Origin of the sequence: Daejeonella oryzae DSM 19973 (genome assembly GCF_000422945.1) — a bacterium.
Classification (GTDB): Bacteria; Bacteroidota; Bacteroidia; order Sphingobacteriales; family Sphingobacteriaceae; genus Daejeonella; species Daejeonella oryzae.
In genome coordinates, this window is sequence record NZ_AUHA01000003.1 from 397436 (window position 1) to 413494 (window position 16059).

The window sequence follows — 16059 nt, forward strand, 5'->3', positions numbered from 1 at the left end:
CTCTAAAGAGGAAAAGTACATCGCACATATAAAAAGATGAGTTATAACTTAATTAGCAAAAAATTTGATCTTGGCGATGGCCGAATGATCGAAATCGAAACAGGAAAATTAGCTAAACAGGCTGATGGTTCTGTGGTAGTAAGAATGGGTGATACCATGTTACTGGCAACTGTAGTTTCTACTGTAGGTGCTAAGGCTGGTGTAGATTTCTTACCGCTTTCTGTAGATTATCAGGAGAAGTATGCTTCTACTGGTCGTATTCCTGGTGGTTTCTTACGCCGCGAAGCCAGACTATCTGATTATGAAGTTTTAATATCCCGTTTGGTAGATCGTGCTTTGCGCCCTATGTTTCCGGAAGATTATCATTCGGATACTCAGGTAATGATCTCTTTAATCTCTGCCGATAAAAACATTATGCCCGATTGCTTGGCGGGTTTAGCAGCTTCGGCCGCTATAGCTGTTTCAGACATCCCGTTTAACGGACCGATTTCTGAAGTTCGTGTAGCTAAAATTGACGGAAAATTGGTGATTAATCCATACCTGGATGATCTTCAGCGTGCAACTATGGAATTTCTGGTTGCAGGTACTGAGCAGGATATCGTAATGGTTGAAGGCGAAGCAGACGAAATTTCTGAAATTGAAATGGTAGAAGCAATTGAATTTGCTCATAAAGCAATTATCATTCAGGTTCAGGCCCAAAAAGAATTAGCTGAAATGGTTGGTAAAACCGTTAAGCGTTCATACAACCACGAAAACAATAACCCCGAATTAAGAGAAAGAGCATTTTCTGAAACATATGATCAGGTGTATGCTATCGCGAAATCGGGTTCTTCAAAACATGAGCGTACTCAAAAATTTGCTGAAATACAGGAATTATTCATGGCAAAGCTGGGTGATGATGCCTCTGATGACACCAAATTCTTAGCTAAAAAATATTTTCACGATGTTCAGTATGATGCAGTTCGTAATCTTGTTTTAGACGAAGGAATTCGTTTGGATGGTCGTGATTCACGTACCGTACGTCCAATCTGGAGCGAAATTAGTTATTTGCCATCTGCACACGGATCAGCAATTTTTACACGTGGCGAAACTCAATCATTAACTACAGTTACTTTAGGTGCAAAATCTGATGAGCAGCTAATTGACGGGGCTTTCTTTAATGGTTATCAAAAATTCTTATTACATTATAATTTCCCGGCTTTTTCTACAGGCGAGGTTCGACCTAACCGTGGAGTAGGCCGTCGTGAAATTGGTCATGGTAATCTGGCGATGCGTTCATTGAAAAAAGTATTGCCGGGTGATGAGAATCCGTATACCATTCGAATTGTTTCTGATATTTTAGAATCAAACGGATCATCGTCTATGGCAACAGTTTGTGCCGCTACATTGGCATTAATGGATGCTGGTATTAAAATCAAAGCTCCTGTTTCAGGAATTGCAATGGGATTAATCTCCGATGAAAAAACTGGTAAATATGCTATCCTTTCTGATATTCTGGGTGATGAAGATCATTTAGGTGATATGGATTTCAAAGTTACGGGAACAGAGAAAGGTATTGTAGCCTGCCAGATGGACTTAAAAATCAATGGATTGAAATGGGAAGTGTTAACAGCTGCCTTAAAACAAGCTAACGAAGCACGTCTTCATATCTTAAATGAAATGAAGAAAACCATTGACGCTCCCCGTGAAGATTATAAGCCTCATGCACCACGTATTGTAACCTTAAAAATCGACAAAGAATTTATTGGTGCAATTATTGGACCCGGAGGAAAAATTATTCAGGAAATGCAGCGTGAAACCGGTGCTACCATTGCTATTGAAGAAAAAGATAATCTTGGTATAATCCAAATCTTTGCTGATAATAAGGAAGCTATTGATAAAGCTGTTAGCCGCATCAAAGCTATTGCTTCCAAGCCCGAAGTTGGTGAGATTTATCAGGGGAAAGTGAAAACAATTATGCCTTTTGGAGCATTTGTTGAAATTATGCCTGGTAAAGATGGTTTATTGCACATCTCAGAAATTGACTGGAAACGTTACGAGAGTATGGATGGAGTTCTAAACGTTGGAGATACTGTTGAGGTTAAATTACTGGAAGTTGATAAACAAGGTAAATTAAAATTATCGCGTAAAGCTTTACTTCCACGTCCTCCAAGACCGGAAGAAGCTCCCAAACAATAATAAATATTCAAATAACCCGCCCTGGTAACAGAGGCGGGTTTTGTTTTTAATGCCATTTTACATTTTTAAATTCTTAAGAAGATAAACGGTCTTTAATTATAAATTTGCACCATGAGCCACTTAATAGCCCCTTCTGTTTTATCTGCTGATTTTGCTAATCTGCAAAGAGATGTTGAAATGATTAATCGCAGTGATGCAGATTGGTTTCATATTGATATTATGGACGGCGTTTTTGTACCCAATATGTCATTCGGCTTTCCGGTAATGTCTGCTATAAATAAATATGCTACAAAGCCACTGGATGTACATTTAATGATTGTGGAACCTGACCGTTATCTCGAACAGTTTAAAAATGCAGGTGCTGCAAATATTACAGTTCACTATGAAGCCTGTACTCATCTTCACCGCACTTTGCAGGCAATCCGGGATCTTGGATGTAAAGCAGGAGTGGCATTAAATCCGCATACACCGGTTCATTTGCTTGAAGATATTATTGATAATATAGACCTCGTTTGCCTTATGTCTGTAAATCCTGGCTTTGGTGGTCAGAAATTTATTGAAAACACCTACAAGAAAATCAGGGAACTAAAAGCCATGTGTGCTGGCAGAAATGAAGATTTGCTGATCGAAGTTGATGGAGGTGTTGGCGTTCATAATACCTTAGCTTTGCTGCAGGCAGGCGCAAATGTTTTAGTTGCCGGTAATGCCGTTTTTGCCGATGAAAATCCTTCTCAAATGATTTCTCAATTAAAAAATATAAGTCCCCAAATAAAAACCGCCTGATTTTTTTAATATTATCAGATGATCTCTGAAAGCCTGGATTGCCAAAATGTTTATTAATTTAGAACTTAATCTTTACAACATAAACATTTTGGCTTTATAGAATATTGGCGATAAATCAATTTTTTCTAAAATATTTCATCTTTATATTTATTGTTTTTTTTGCCATTCCTTTGTATGCGCAAAAGACCACAACGTTCAGCGGATATGTATTTTCAGAAAAATCCCAGCCTTTAACTGGTGTCACCGTTCGTATAGCGGATACAAAAAATGCCACTCAAACAAACGAGGAAGGTTTTTACAGTCTGACTGTACCCCTAAACCGGATTGTAGTTATTTATAGTCGCGTAGGCTATAAAAACCTTATCCTGGAAATCGGACTTCTGGAAAATCAGTTGAATAAACAGAATGTAACTCTATATCAGGATTTGCGTTCTTTGGATGAAGTTCAGGTTCGTGGAAGTACCAATAATACCAGCAATTCCATTTTGCTGGATGCCGCATCATTTCAAAATTTACCTGCTGCTTCCGGAAATTTCGAATCTATACTAAAGACTCTGCCCGGGGTTTCATCCAATAATGAACTGAGTTCACAGTATTCTGTTCGCGGAGGTAATTTTGATGAGAATCTGGTGTATGTAAATGATGTGGAAATATACCGCCCTTTGCTAATCCGAAATGGACAGCAGGAGGGTTTAAGTTTTATAAATCCGGAGCTTGCCGGACCGGTGAAATTTTCTGCGGGTGGTTTTGAAGCCCGGTATGGCGATAAGCTATCCTCTGTTCTGGATGTTAAATATCTGAGGCCCGACAGCGCTTTCAGTTCCGTTTCCATAGGTAATTTAGGAAATTCAGCTACCATAAAGCTTCCATATCGGAACCAATATTTTTTAGCCGGAGTTCGGTTAAAAACTAATAAATCTTTATTAAATTCTCAGGATACAAAAGGCGCATACGAGCCTGATTTTTCGGATTTTCAATTTCTTTTCAACCGTGATTTAAATAAGAAATGGAATGTTTCATTCTTAGGAAATTACAATTTAAGTAATTTCAATCTGGAGCCACAGAGCAGGGAAACCAAGTTTGGAACTTTTAATGAGGTATTGAGATTGCAGGTTGAGTATAACGGAAAGGAGGCTGACCGGTATGAATCGGCAATGGGAGCGTTTACCGTTCTTTACAAACCTTCTGGCAGCTTAAACATCAAATGGATTAATTCGGGATTTAAGATTAATGAACGCGAAAGAATTGATATTGAAGGCCGTTATGTGTTTGACGAGATTGAAACCGCGTTCGGAAATCCTGATTTTGGAAAAGTTAGGGCCAGTAGGGGCATAGGCTCTAATCTCGATTATGCACGTAATATACTTAAGGCCTATATTTATAGTTCTGAGTTGAGAATGTATAAACAGTTTCAGCGAACTTTTCTTGAAACAGGTATTAGGTATCAGTTAACTAATTTTAATGATCAATTGAATGAATACAGCTTAATTGATTCGGCAGGGTTTACGTTACCAAATAATCCAGGGCCGCTGATTTTATCTAATTATGTAAATACCCAAAATATAGTATCAAATCATAGCATTAGCGGATTTATTCAGAATACGTTTCAGGCGAATTCCCGCACTTCCATCGCTTCAGGCATTCGGGCTAACTACAACTCGTATACAGCTCAGCTATTAATCAGTCCCAGGATTAATTTATCGTACACGGCAAATACAAATTTACAGTTAAAGGTCTCAGCCGGATCTTATGATCAGCAGCCTTTTTATAAAGAATTCAGAAATTTTAACGGGTCTCTAAATCCGGATGCCAAAGCGCAGCGATCCCTGCATTTTTTAACAGGCGCAGAATATAGATTTATTGCCCTCAACACTGAATTGAAATTTAGCTCTGAAGTATATTACAAACATCTATCGCGTTTAACTCCTTATAAAATTGAGAATTTGCGAATCCGGTATTATGCTGATCAGCAAGCAAGGGGATATGCTGCCGGAGCAGATTTTAGTTTAGGCGGAAAGTTTGTAAGAGAGCTGGAATCAACGTTCAGGCTCTCTTTTATGAAAACCGCCGAAGACATTGAAGGAGATTTCTATTTTCAGAAAGATGCATCCGGAAACACGGTACGTATAGAACCGGGTTTCTTAAAACGGCCTTCAGATCAGAGGATAAATTTTTCGGCATTTTTTCAGGATCGCTTATTAAAAAATCCTGCAAATAAAGTTCATTTAACTTTGTTGTACGGCGCTGCATTGCCAATTGGCCCGCCCAATACAGATAGATACCGGGATGTTTTTAAAATTCCGGCCTATAAGCGTGTTGATATAGGATTCTCCAAAGATTTTCTGGATTCGGAAAGCCGCCGAAAACCTGTTTTTCTTCATAAATATTTTACTTCTTTTGTGGCTTACGCGGAGATATTTAATTTGCTGGATATTAATAATACAGTTTCATTTTTATGGATTAAGGATATAAATAATAACCAGTATGCTATTCCGAATTATTTAACCTCCAGACAGTTAAATATCAGGCTGATTGCGAAGTTTAAAACACATATTAATTAAGAAAAAAATGAAAATAACTTGGAAGTTTTTAGAATTCAATTAACCTTTCCAATAGAATTCTTCTAATTTTGCAGCATAAAAAAATAAGATCATGACATATAATTTTGGTGCAGGTCCTTGCATTTTACCACAGGAAGTTTTTAAGCAAGCCTCCCAAGCGGTGCTGGAGTTCAATCCTACAGGATTGTCTATTTTAGAAATATCACATCGTACTCCCGAGTTCGAAGCCGTAGTAGATGAAACTGTTCGTTTGGTGAAAGAACTTTTAGATGTTCCTGCCGGATATTCCGTTTTATTATTACAGGGAGGAGCAAGTCTTCAGTTTTGTATGGTTCCAATGAACTTATTGGCAGATGGGCATAAAGCTGCTTATCTGGATACAGGAGTTTGGGCAAACAAAGCAATTAAAGAAGCAAAGATTATTGGAAATGTAGAGGTTGTTGCTTCATCAAAAGATAAAAACTACACCTTTATTCCAAAAGATTATACGATTCCACAAGATGCAGCTTATTTTCACTGCACATCCAATAATACAATTTATGGTACAGAAATGCACCATTTCCCAAAATCGCCTGTTCCTGTAGTTTGTGATATGTCATCAGATATTTTCAGCCGTAAAATTAATGTGGCAGATTTTGATCTGATTTATGCAGGCGCACAAAAAAATATGGGTCCGGCAGGAGTAACCCTTGTCATTGTAAAAGATGAGCTTTTAGGTAAGATCGACCGTAAAATCCCGTCTATGCTGGATTATAAAATTCACATTGATGGCGGATCTATGTATAATACTCCACCCGTATTTTCAATTTATGTTTCCATGCTTAACCTTCGCTGGTTAAAATCTAAAGGCGGAGTGGAGCAGATTGAGATTGAAAATATCGACAAATCAGAATATTTATACCGCGAAATAGACCGTAACCCGTTCTTTAAAGGAACATGTGCAGTTGAAGACCGCTCAAGGATGAATGTATGCTTTGTAATGGAAAATCCGGAGCTTGAGAAAGAATTTTTAAAATTAACCGAAGACCGCGGAATTATTGGCCTGAAAGGTCACCGTAGTGTGGGAGGTTTCCGTGCTTCTTTATACAATGCCTTACCGAGTACGAGTGTACATGTTTTGGTAGATGCAATGCAGGATTTCGCTGAAAAACGAAGATAATTGAAATACTTTTTTCCTGACTTTTCAGGTTTATTTAAACTTAAAGATTAATGAATTTTCGAATACTCGCCAATGATGGCATCGATCCGATTGGAAAAGCTTTATTAGAGGAAGCAGGCTTTCAGGTTGACACCGATTTTATAAGTCAGGATAAACTTGCCGAAGGCCTGAAAAATTACGATGCTATCACTGTTAGAAGTGCAACCAAAGTTAGAGAGGAATTAATAGATAGCTGCCCAAATCTTCGTCTGATTGGAAGAGGTGGTGTAGGAATGGATAATATTGATGTTGATTACGCAATTTCTAAAGGATTGGCTGTGGTAAATACTCCTGCAGCATCTTCTTTATCAGTTGCCGAACTGGTTTTTTCCCACCTTTTTACAGGAGTTCGTTTTTTATACGATTCAAACCGTAAAATGCCCTTAGAAGGTTCAGAAAAGTTTAATGATCTTAAAAAAGCGTATGCTAAAGGAATTGAACTTCGTGGAAAAAAAATAGGGATTATTGGTTTTGGAAGAATTGGGCGTGAAACTGCTAAAATTGCTTTGGGACTTGGAATGGAAGTTTTGGCATTTGATCTGTATGAAGTGCCAAATGAACTGATACTGGAATTAGCAGGTGGAGTTCAGGTAACGTGTCCGGTTCAATCCGTTAGCATGGAAGAGCTTATTAAAAATTCTGATTTTATCAGCTTGCATGTTCCTTTTGCTGAAAAAGCTATTCTAGGCGAAAAGGAGTTTGAGCAAATGAAAGATTCTGTAGGAATTGTTAATTGTTCACGCGGAGGAACTATAGACGAGAACGCATTGATTAAAGCATTAGATTCTGGAAAGGTAGCTTTTGCAGGTTTAGACGTTTTTGAAAATGAACCTCATCCCGCAAAGGAAATTTTGAATCACCCAAAAATATCTTTAACTCCGCATATCGGAGCTTCAACTAACGAAGCACAGGAACGTATCGGAACTGAGCTCGCGAACCTGATTATTGATTTTTTTAAGAATAAATAAGGATCTTTCAGCCTGATATTTTATCAGGCTGAAAAATCATTCATCTCTGATAATGCCCAAAATTAAGGCTTTCAAAGGCATCAGGCCTAATCCTTCCTACGTAGATAAAGTGGTACTTCAGGTAGAAGATCTGAGTATCGAGGCGGCAAGAACAATTCGTCAGGAAAATCCATATTCATACGTAAATATGCTGGTGCCTAAAGTAGATAATAAATTTATGCTGGGCTCGAAAACTGAGCTGGCCTATAAAAAAATCAATGAAAACTTTGATGATTTTATAGAAAATGGAATTTTGATTCAGGATATTAATCCATCCTTATATGTTTACCAGGTTGCTCATCCGGGTATAATACAAACGGGAATTTGGGCAGTTACTTCAATTGACGATTACCTGAACAATACTATAAAAAAGCATGAATTAACACGTGCTGACAGGGAAAAATCATTAATAGATTATTTGCAGCAAACGGGATGCGATGCCAATCCTGTACTGATCACTTATTCTCCTCAAAAAGAAATTGATGATGTGATCAGTGAAACTGTTTCCAAGCAACCGGATTTATCTTTTAATAAAGAAAATGCCGTTCATAAACTCTGGAAAATTGATGAAGAGCAAACTCTGAATAAGCTTGTAGATTCATTTTCAAAACTTCCAGTTTCTTATATCGCAGACGGGCACCACCGGGCTGCTGCAGCTTCATTGCTGGGTATTGAGAGGAGAAAGCTGAATTTAAAACATGTTGGGAATGAAGAGTATAATTTCTTTACTTCTGTTTACATGTCAACAGATCAATTGCGGATATATGAATTTCATCGTTTATTAAAATATACCGGTGATTTTTCAGACACGGAATTTTTAGAACAGCTGAAAAGTAATTTTGAAGTTCATCTTGTAAACCATTCATTTAAGCCATCTCAACTGCATGAATTTGGAATGTATATAAAGGGCAAATGGTTTAAGTTAATTGCAAAACCGATCACTTACCGGCATCATAATCCGGTCTCTGAATTAGATGTAAGCATACTCCAGAATTATGTTTTATCGCCATTAGTTGGGATTACAGATCCAAGAACGGATTCCAGAATTTGTTTTGTAGGCGGAGTTACTCCCATTGAAAAATTAGTGAAACAAGTGGATGAAGGCGATTTTGCTGTTGCATTTACACTTTATCCAACATCTATAGAACAGCTAATCAGGGTAGCAGATGCCGGCGAAGTTATGCCACCTAAATCAACCTGGTTTGAGCCAAAATTTCAGGCCGGTTTGGTCATTCACCAGATTGGTTAATTCAGAATATACGTTTTCCCTTTTAATGCGATCTCTGCATTAAATTTTTCTTCGCTAAGAGCTTCCTGTAATTTAATCATGGATGATTCTTCTCCATGTACCAGAAATATTTGTTTTAATGTCGAAGAATCCTGCTGTTTAACAAAATTTACCAGATCATTATGATCGGCATGACCGCTAAACAAATCGGTTTGCTTAATGGTAGCGTAAACAGATAGTTCGCGGTGGCGGATGGTTACAATTGGATCTCCTCTTAACAAGCGGTGGCCGAGAGTATTTTTAGCGCAGTAACCAATAAATAGGATAGTACAATAATAATTCTGGATGTTGTAATATAAATGATCCTGAATACGTCCGCCTTCAAGCATTCCTGCGGATGAAATAATAATGCAAGGTTCAAAATAATTCGAGATAGCTTTACTGGCATTCATATCTGCCACATAATCCAGATTTTCGAAATCAAATTCATCTCCTTCCCGGCGATAAAATTCCTGTGCTTCCTCATTTACCAAATGATGGTGCTTCCTGAAAATTTCAGTTGCATAGGCAGCCATTGGACTGTCAACAAATACCTTAATTCTTGGGAGTAAGCCCTTGCTAAACAGCTTATTTAAAGAATAAACCAGCGCCTGAGTTCTGCCGATGCTAAATGCCGGAATGATTAAACGACCGGGGGATTTAACGCATGCTTCATTTACAGTATCAACCAATACCTGCTCAATGGTTTTTTCTTTATTGTGGAATCGTCCTCCATAAGTAGATTCACAAACAAGGTAATCGACCTGCGGCAGTGATTCCGGGTCATTTAAAACAGGATAGTTTTTTCGTCCGATATCGCCACTAAAGGCTATGCTTTTCTGCTTTCCCTGCTCATTAATTGTAAAAACGGCTGAAGCGGCTCCCAGCAAATGGCCTGAGGGAACAAAGGTTAACGTGGCTTCGCCATTCAGTTTGAATGGCTTATTAAAAGCAATGCAAACAAACCGGTCAACCGTTTCCATGACATGCTTTTGCAGATATAAAGGTCTGGGGCCGGTAATATGGTTTCGCTTTCCTTTTCTACTTTTTCTTTGTTTATTAAGGAAAATATTTACCGAATCGAGCAAGAGCAGTTCAGAAAGATCTGCGGTAGGAGCAGTACACAAAATCTGGCCTTCAAATCCCATACGCACCAGTGTAGGTAAATTTCCTGAATGGTCTATATGAGCATGCGTTAAGACTACAACATCAATTTCTGATGGTAAAAATGGGAATTGCTCATTTTCTTCAAGCCAGGTATTACGCTCATAATCTAATCCGCAATCTATAAGTATCTTGTAATTTTCCAGTTCAAGCAGGTGCATACTGCCCGTAACTTGCTGCGCTGCGCCCCAAACGGTTAGTTTCATGTATGTTTACAAAGTAATTCTACTCAAGTAATAGTAGTATGTTCTAAAATGAATTTGAGGATTAACCGGAAAAGTTAAACTTCATATTGCAACTGACTGAGGTAGCGGTATAAGCCTTCCTGATTTTCCATCAGCTGATGATGTGTACCACTTTCAATTACAATTCCTTTTTCAAGAACCACAATTTTATCTGCCTCACGGATAGTAGAAAGACGGTGAGCTATAATAATGGAAGTACGATCTTTCATAAGTTCCTCTAATGCTTCCTGAACCAAACGTTCAGATTCTGAATCAAGAGAAGAAGTGGCTTCATCTAAAATTAATATTGCCGGATCTTTTAAAAGTGCCCTAGCAATGGCAATTCGCTGACGTTGCCCGCCCGATAATTTTATACCTCGTTCACCAACCAAAGTATCATAACCTTCGGGAAAGCCGCTGATAAACTCATGCGCATTTGCCCGTTTTGAAGCAGCTATTACTTCATCCGCAGAAGCGCTTAATTTTCCATAAGCAATATTTTCGCGAATGGTACCTCCGAATAAGAGCACATCCTGTGGAACAATTGCTACCTGGTTACGAATATCTGTTAAAGAATAATGGCCGGAGGGATTTCCATCGAATAATATTTTTCCGCTCTGAGTTTCATAAAAACGCAGTATTAAACCTGCAATAGTAGATTTACCGGCACCGCTAGGTCCAACAATAGCCACTTTCTCACCAGCGCTGGCTTTAAATGAAACGCCGTTTAAAACTGTAATTTCTTTACGCGAAGGATACGAGAACTGAACATTTTCAAACTCAAGGTTACCATCAATTTTTTGAACGATTGAATTGTCATTTATATTAATAGAAATATCTTCATTTGTTTCCTGAAGAATTTCTAAAACACGTTCGCTGGCACCCAAAGCTTTCTGCACATTGGCATATAATTCCGGAAAACTACCCATGGCAGCACCCACAAAAATGGAATATAAAATATAGGTGGTTAAACTTCCTACAGATAGTTCTCCATAAGAAACAAGAATTGAACCGTACCAGATTACGCCTACAATAGCACCAAAAATGGCGAAAATAATAAATGAAGCAAAAGCTCCGCGATAGTTCGCACCTCTCAAAGCTATTTTTACCACTTCACGTAAACTCTTGTCATAACGGCCGGCTTCATAGGCTTCGTTAACAAATGCTTTAACATTTGATATTCCCTGCAAAGTTTCTTCAACAACTGTATTTGAGTCGGCCAGTTTATCCTGTGCCTGCCGTGAAAGTTTGCGTATAAATTTTCCGAAAACAACAGCGACCACCACTAATAAAGGCAATACTCCCAGGTTTAAAAGTGTTAGTTTATGCGATACATAAAACAATAAGGTAACGCCGCCAACAAGTATAACTATCTGCCGGATCATTTCAGCGATAGTAGTGGTCAGCGTATCCTGTATTTGAGAAAGATCTGCTGATATGCGGCTATTTAATTCTCCTACACGTCTTTGAGAAAAGAAATTCATGGGCAGCGTGATCAGCTTAAAATACGTATCGCGGCGGATGTCTGCCAAAGACTTTTCGGCAACTTCAACAAAAAGCCTGATCCTGAAAAATGAAATAAAAGCCTGAATAAATAATATGCCAAATGAAATGTAGCCTATCATGTTAATATTCAGTGGCAGGAAATCATATTTTTGTTTTCCCTGCGCCGCATCTATCATAATTCCCAGAAGTGATGGAAATGCCAGTCCGGTTAAACTGGATAAGAATAAAAATATCATTCCAACAATAAACTTTCCGCGGTAGGGCTTAAGATATTTGAGTAATTCAGAAACCTTACGAATGCTCTCTTTATTTATTTTAACCTTTGGAAGTTCTTCCGCTTGAGCGTTTCCGCTATTTAATCGAGCACGTGCCATCTAATTTTTAGGGATAGTATATAAAGTCATGATAATGACGGCTGCAAAATTAATTTATTTTAAAGAAACCGGAGGATTAAACGCATCAATCTTTGGTCAATTTTTTACGCCTGATAATCAGGAATGCCATTGCAAAGCTTAAAGATAAAAAAGCATAGGTTGCTATCTGGTAATTGTCCCTGCTTTTTTCAAGTGATTTAAGTTCTTCTTTAAGTCTTTCGTTTTCATTTTGGACCTTGGTTATGGTTTCCATGTATTTACCTATACGATCCTGGTTTTGAGTCGACTTGGTTTCTATGGTTGTTTTCTCAAGATCTTTATAATCCAGCAAAATTTTAAGTTCTTTAAAAATCGAGTTATCTGTCAGCACAATGTCGGTAAGAATATCGTTAGAGCGCTGCATATCCTTTTTTGTTTTTAACCCAAAAATCCCTGTGCGGCGTATTAAACTTTGATCGTACTGACCAAATTTTTCACTCCTTTCGTTGAGCAGCCCATTAATTTTTTTACGCTGAATCTGATATGCTGAACTGTCGTTTTGCGCCATTAATACCTGAGAAAATCCAGAAATAAGAATGAATAGGATTAGCTTAAATTTCATACATCAGGATTTAAAAATTTTATATGTCCCTGCAAAGACCAGGCTTCAGCCTTTTGATTAAACAAAGGCTTTACTTTCGCCCATGTAGTTATGAAAAGTTCAGATCTGCGGTAATTTTCCAGATCTTCTTCTGTGTTCCAGTAACTGATTGTAAAGTATTGTCCGGGATGATTTATATCGCAAAATAAGTTGGTGCTTTGACAGCCGCTAAAGTTATCGATGAGTGGTTTGCTGCTATAAAAAATATTCTCAAACAGCTCCATGTTTTCTTTATGAAACGATAGTTTTACTAGACGAGTAATCATTAATGAAATTCTATACGAACAATATCTCCCAGATTAAGGCCAAGTAAGCCACTTGCATTTCCTTTATTAATAGCAATTTCCAGGTGATTGCTTATCCCAAAAAGACATAATTTTTCTCCTTCCGGAACTTCATTATAATGCCAGCTAAGCTGAGAAATGGATTCGTTCCTTTTAAAATACAAGGTAAAATCCCGTGCTTGCTGAACCTGGGTAAAAATATCCTTGGTTATATTGGTTATAATATTTTGAAAAGAATCAATGTAAATTACGCTGCCGCGGATAATATCGCGTTCTATAACAGGCTGAAGGGTCATTTTTTCTTCCAGCGTATGAACAGGTATACCGATGTCTTTTAATTTTCCTCCTTTTGCAAGATGACTTGCAGCTTTGGCAAAAATATCTGACAAAGGAAAATGAAGGAATTTCAGATCCTGCATGATGTTTAATTCAACTATTTCTGAAGGTACATCATCAAATAAAAGTGAAAATATACCATTATCAGAACCTACAAAGTAATGATCTTTATATTTAAGTGCCAGGTAACGGGTTTGCTCATTGTACACCGAATCAATACCGATAAGATGCACGGTAGATTTGGGAAAATAATGAAAAGCGTTCTTTAAAATAAACGCTGCCTGCTGAATGTTAAAAGCAGAAATATTATGCGTTATATCTACAATATTGGCATTGTTCAACTGACTGAGGATACTGCCTTTTAAAGCAGCCTGATAAAAATCTTTGTCGCCCAGATCAGTTGTTAAAGTGATTATTGCCATTAAAATGTTAATATAAATTATTATTCTTGCGATAGATATTGAAGCTACAAATATTCAATTTTTAATCAGATTTTAATACCTCCCCGGAATTTAAAAAACAAGAACTTGAACGAACTTAATTTAACCATAGAAAATGTTAACCCAGTTGTATTGTGGGGTTCTAATAATGAATACTTTGAGATTATTAGAAAGCAATTTCCCAAAATAAAAATTGTAGCTCGGGGTAACGAAGTGAAAGTATTGGGCGATGAAGCTGAACTGAATCTTTTCAATTCTAAGTTTCAGGATATCATAAAACACGTTGATAAATTTCAGAGTCTCAACAATAATGACCTTGAATCAATACTGGGCGCTTCCATTTCAGTACCGGTCGAAGGCGAAAGTCATTTTACCAAAAACGGTGGAGGAGGAGAGCCAATTGTTTTCGGTCCCAACGGAATTGTTGTTAAAGCACGCACGGCCAATCAACGTCGTATGGTCGACAGTATAAATTCGAACGATATTATTTTCGCCATAGGGCCTGCGGGAACGGGTAAAACATATACTGCTGTTGCCCTTGCCGTTAGAGCACTTAAGAACAAGGAGATAAAGCGAATCATTCTTACTCGTCCCGCTGTTGAAGCTGGAGAAAACCTGGGATTTTTACCCGGAGATCTGAAGGAAAAGATTGATCCATATTTGCGTCCGTTATATGATGCCCTCGATGATATGATTCCCGCTGAAAAGCTGAAAATTTATCTTGAAAACAGAACCATTGAAATAGCTCCGCTTGCATTTATGCGTGGCCGAACTTTGGATAATTGCTTTGTTATTTTGGATGAAGCACAAAATGCGACAGATATGCAGCTGAAGATGTTTCTAACCCGTATGGGACCAACAGCCAAATTTATTGTAACAGGAGATATCACTCAGATTGATCTTCCTAAAATACAGCATTCGGGATTGCATACAGGCTTAAGAATTCTTACAGGAATAAAAGGGATAGATATAATTTATTTAAATGGAGATGACGTAGTACGTCATAAACTGGTTAAAAATATACTTCGGGCTTACGGAGATATACAATAATGGATGTTGGATAATGAATTGTAATGCTAAAATAAAATCTCCAATCTGAATTTATTTTCAATTCTAATATCTGATAAACCTTTAAAATCGAACTGATGAATGCAATTAAAGAAACTCATTTCAACCTTCCCGGACAGACTAATTTTTATAAGGGAAAAGTAAGGGATGTTTATACTATTGAAGATAAATTTCTAGTTATGGTTGTTACCGACCGCATATCTGCGTTTGATGTAGTACTGCCGGAGCCTATACCTTATAAAGGTCAGGTGTTAAACCAGATTGCAGCAAAGTCATTGCAGGAAACTCAGGATATTATACCAAACTGGGTTATCGATGTCCCGGATCCATGTGTGAGCATTGGTAGAATTTGCGAGCCTTTTAAAGTGGAAATGGTAATTCGCGGATATCTGGCTGGTCATGCATGGCGAGAATACCAGGCAGGCAGGAGAACTGTTTGCGGGGTAGAACTTCCCGAAGGTTTGAAAGAAAATGATAAACTACCCAATCCTATAATTACCCCAACCACTAAAGCTTCAGTTGGCCATGATGAAGATATTTCACGGGAAGAAATTCTGAAAAGGGGCATTGTAGATGAACACGATTATCAGGAGCTCGAAAAATATACATACGCTCTGTTTAACAGAGGATCTGAAATTGCGGACAGGCATGGTTTAATATTGGTTGATACTAAATATGAATTCGGAAAAGCTGATGGTAAAATTCATTTAATCGATGAGATTCATACTCCGGATTCATCCAGGTATTTTTATAAAGATACTTATGCTGAACTGCAGGAGAAAAATGAACCTCAGCGGCAGCTTTCTAAAGAATTTGTAAGAAAATGGCTTATTGAAAATGGTTTTCAGGGTAAAGAAGATCAACGGGTTCCAGAAATGTCTCCGGAATTAATTTCCTCGATTTCAGATCGTTATATAGAGTTATATGAACATATAACCGGCTTTGAATTTCATAAAAATGAAAGCGAAGATCTTTTAAACAGGGTTGAGACCAATATTATTGAAGCACTTAATCGCTTAAAATGATTTT

General features: G+C 37.7%; 13 protein-coding genes. 8 read left to right on the plus strand and 5 right to left on the minus strand.

What is annotated here, in order from left to right; genetic code table 11:
• Positions 1 to 36: 36 nt before the first annotated feature.
• The 6 genes from pnp to G521_RS0109360 all read left to right on the plus strand — a co-directional run bounded on the left by pnp (position 37) and on the right by G521_RS0109360 (position 8976).
• Entirely contained in the window at positions 37 to 2178 is a 2142-nt protein-coding gene (gene pnp, locus G521_RS0109335; RefSeq protein ID WP_026898293.1) for a polyribonucleotide nucleotidyltransferase, read from the plus strand.
• A gap of 111 nt (positions 2179 to 2289) precedes the next feature.
• Entirely contained in the window at positions 2290 to 2961 is a 672-nt protein-coding gene (rpe, locus tag G521_RS0109340; RefSeq protein WP_026898294.1) for a ribulose-phosphate 3-epimerase, read from the plus strand.
• Positions 2962 to 3131: 170 nt separating this feature from the next.
• The gene (locus G521_RS0109345) at positions 3132 to 5522 is read left to right on the plus strand and encodes a TonB-dependent receptor (protein ID WP_155975739.1); all 2391 of its coding nucleotides are present in this window, start codon (positions 3132 to 3134) and stop codon (positions 5520 to 5522) included.
• 91 nt (positions 5523 to 5613) lie between these two features.
• Positions 5614 to 6681: a 3-phosphoserine/phosphohydroxythreonine transaminase gene (gene serC / locus G521_RS0109350; protein ID WP_026898296.1), complete on the plus strand. Its 1068-nt coding sequence runs from the start codon at positions 5614 to 5616 to the stop codon at positions 6679 to 6681.
• A 50-nt stretch (positions 6682 to 6731) separates the two neighbouring features.
• On the plus strand, positions 6732 to 7688 hold the full coding sequence (locus G521_RS0109355) for a D-2-hydroxyacid dehydrogenase (protein ID WP_026898297.1): 957 nt from the start codon (positions 6732 to 6734) through the stop codon (positions 7686 to 7688).
• Positions 7689 to 7740: 52 nt separating this feature from the next.
• Complete coding sequence (locus tag G521_RS0109360) at positions 7741 to 8976, plus strand: DUF1015 domain-containing protein (RefSeq protein WP_026898298.1); 1236 nt, start codon at positions 7741 to 7743, stop codon at positions 8974 to 8976.
• Here the strand turns inward: G521_RS0109360 and G521_RS0109365 are convergent.
• From G521_RS0109365 to G521_RS0109385, 5 genes are all read right to left on the minus strand, one after another.
• A complete protein-coding gene (locus G521_RS0109365; RefSeq protein ID WP_026898299.1) occupies positions 8973 to 10364 on the minus strand; it encodes an MBL fold metallo-hydrolase RNA specificity domain-containing protein in 1392 nt (463 codons plus the stop codon). The two genes, G521_RS0109360 and G521_RS0109365, sit on opposite strands and share 4 nt — an antisense overlap.
• A 74-nt stretch (positions 10365 to 10438) precedes the next feature.
• Complete coding sequence (locus tag G521_RS0109370) at positions 10439 to 12262, minus strand: ABC transporter ATP-binding protein (protein ID WP_026898300.1); 1824 nt, start codon at positions 12260 to 12262, stop codon at positions 10439 to 10441.
• A gap of 85 nt (positions 12263 to 12347) precedes the next feature.
• Positions 12348 to 12863, minus strand: coding sequence for a hypothetical protein (locus G521_RS0109375; RefSeq protein ID WP_026898301.1), 516 nt, complete (start codon positions 12861 to 12863; stop codon positions 12348 to 12350).
• Positions 12860 to 13168: an antibiotic biosynthesis monooxygenase family protein gene (locus tag G521_RS0109380; protein WP_026898302.1), complete on the minus strand. Its 309-nt coding sequence runs from the start codon at positions 13166 to 13168 to the stop codon at positions 12860 to 12862. The genes G521_RS0109375 and G521_RS0109380 overlap by 4 nt, the downstream gene beginning before the upstream one ends.
• Entirely contained in the window at positions 13168 to 13944 is a 777-nt protein-coding gene (locus tag G521_RS0109385; protein ID WP_026898303.1) for an SAM hydrolase/SAM-dependent halogenase family protein, read from the minus strand. Before G521_RS0109385 ends, G521_RS0109380 begins: the two co-directional genes overlap by 1 nt.
• Before the next feature lie 105 nt (positions 13945 to 14049).
• Here G521_RS0109385 and G521_RS0109390 point away from each other — a divergent pair, with 105 nt between their 5' ends.
• Entirely contained in the window at positions 14050 to 15012 is a 963-nt protein-coding gene (locus G521_RS0109390) for a PhoH family protein (RefSeq protein ID WP_026898304.1), read from the plus strand.
• A 95-nt stretch (positions 15013 to 15107) separates the two neighbouring features.
• Positions 15108 to 16055 (plus strand): phosphoribosylaminoimidazolesuccinocarboxamide synthase, encoded by a 948-nt coding sequence (locus tag G521_RS0109395; RefSeq protein ID WP_026898305.1) that lies wholly within the window; start codon positions 15108 to 15110, stop codon positions 16053 to 16055.
• Positions 16056 to 16059 lie beyond the last annotated feature (4 nt).

Coding starts and splice junctions, on each gene's coding strand:
- G521_RS0109370 (WP_026898300.1), bottom strand. CDS start 12,262: ATGGCACGTGCTCGATTAAATAGCGGAAACGCTCAAGCGGAAGAACTT.
- G521_RS0109395 (WP_026898305.1), top strand. CDS start 15,108: ATGAATGCAATTAAAGAAACTCATTTCAACCTTCCCGGACAGACTAAT.
- G521_RS0109365 (WP_026898299.1), bottom strand. CDS start 10,364: ATGAAACTAACCGTTTGGGGCGCAGCGCAGCAAGTTACGGGCAGTATG.
- G521_RS0109360 (WP_026898298.1), top strand. CDS start 7,741: ATGCCCAAAATTAAGGCTTTCAAAGGCATCAGGCCTAATCCTTCCTAC.
- G521_RS0109355 (WP_026898297.1), top strand. CDS start 6,732: ATGAATTTTCGAATACTCGCCAATGATGGCATCGATCCGATTGGAAAA.
- serC (WP_026898296.1), top strand. CDS start 5,614: ATGACATATAATTTTGGTGCAGGTCCTTGCATTTTACCACAGGAAGTT.
- G521_RS0109380 (WP_026898302.1), bottom strand. CDS start 13,168: ATGATTACTCGTCTAGTAAAACTATCGTTTCATAAAGAAAACATGGAG.
- rpe (WP_026898294.1), top strand. CDS start 2,290: ATGAGCCACTTAATAGCCCCTTCTGTTTTATCTGCTGATTTTGCTAAT.
- G521_RS0109385 (WP_026898303.1), bottom strand. CDS start 13,944: ATGGCAATAATCACTTTAACAACTGATCTGGGCGACAAAGATTTTTAT.
- pnp (WP_026898293.1), top strand. CDS start 37: ATGAGTTATAACTTAATTAGCAAAAAATTTGATCTTGGCGATGGCCGA.
- G521_RS0109375 (WP_026898301.1), bottom strand. CDS start 12,863: ATGAAATTTAAGCTAATCCTATTCATTCTTATTTCTGGATTTTCTCAG.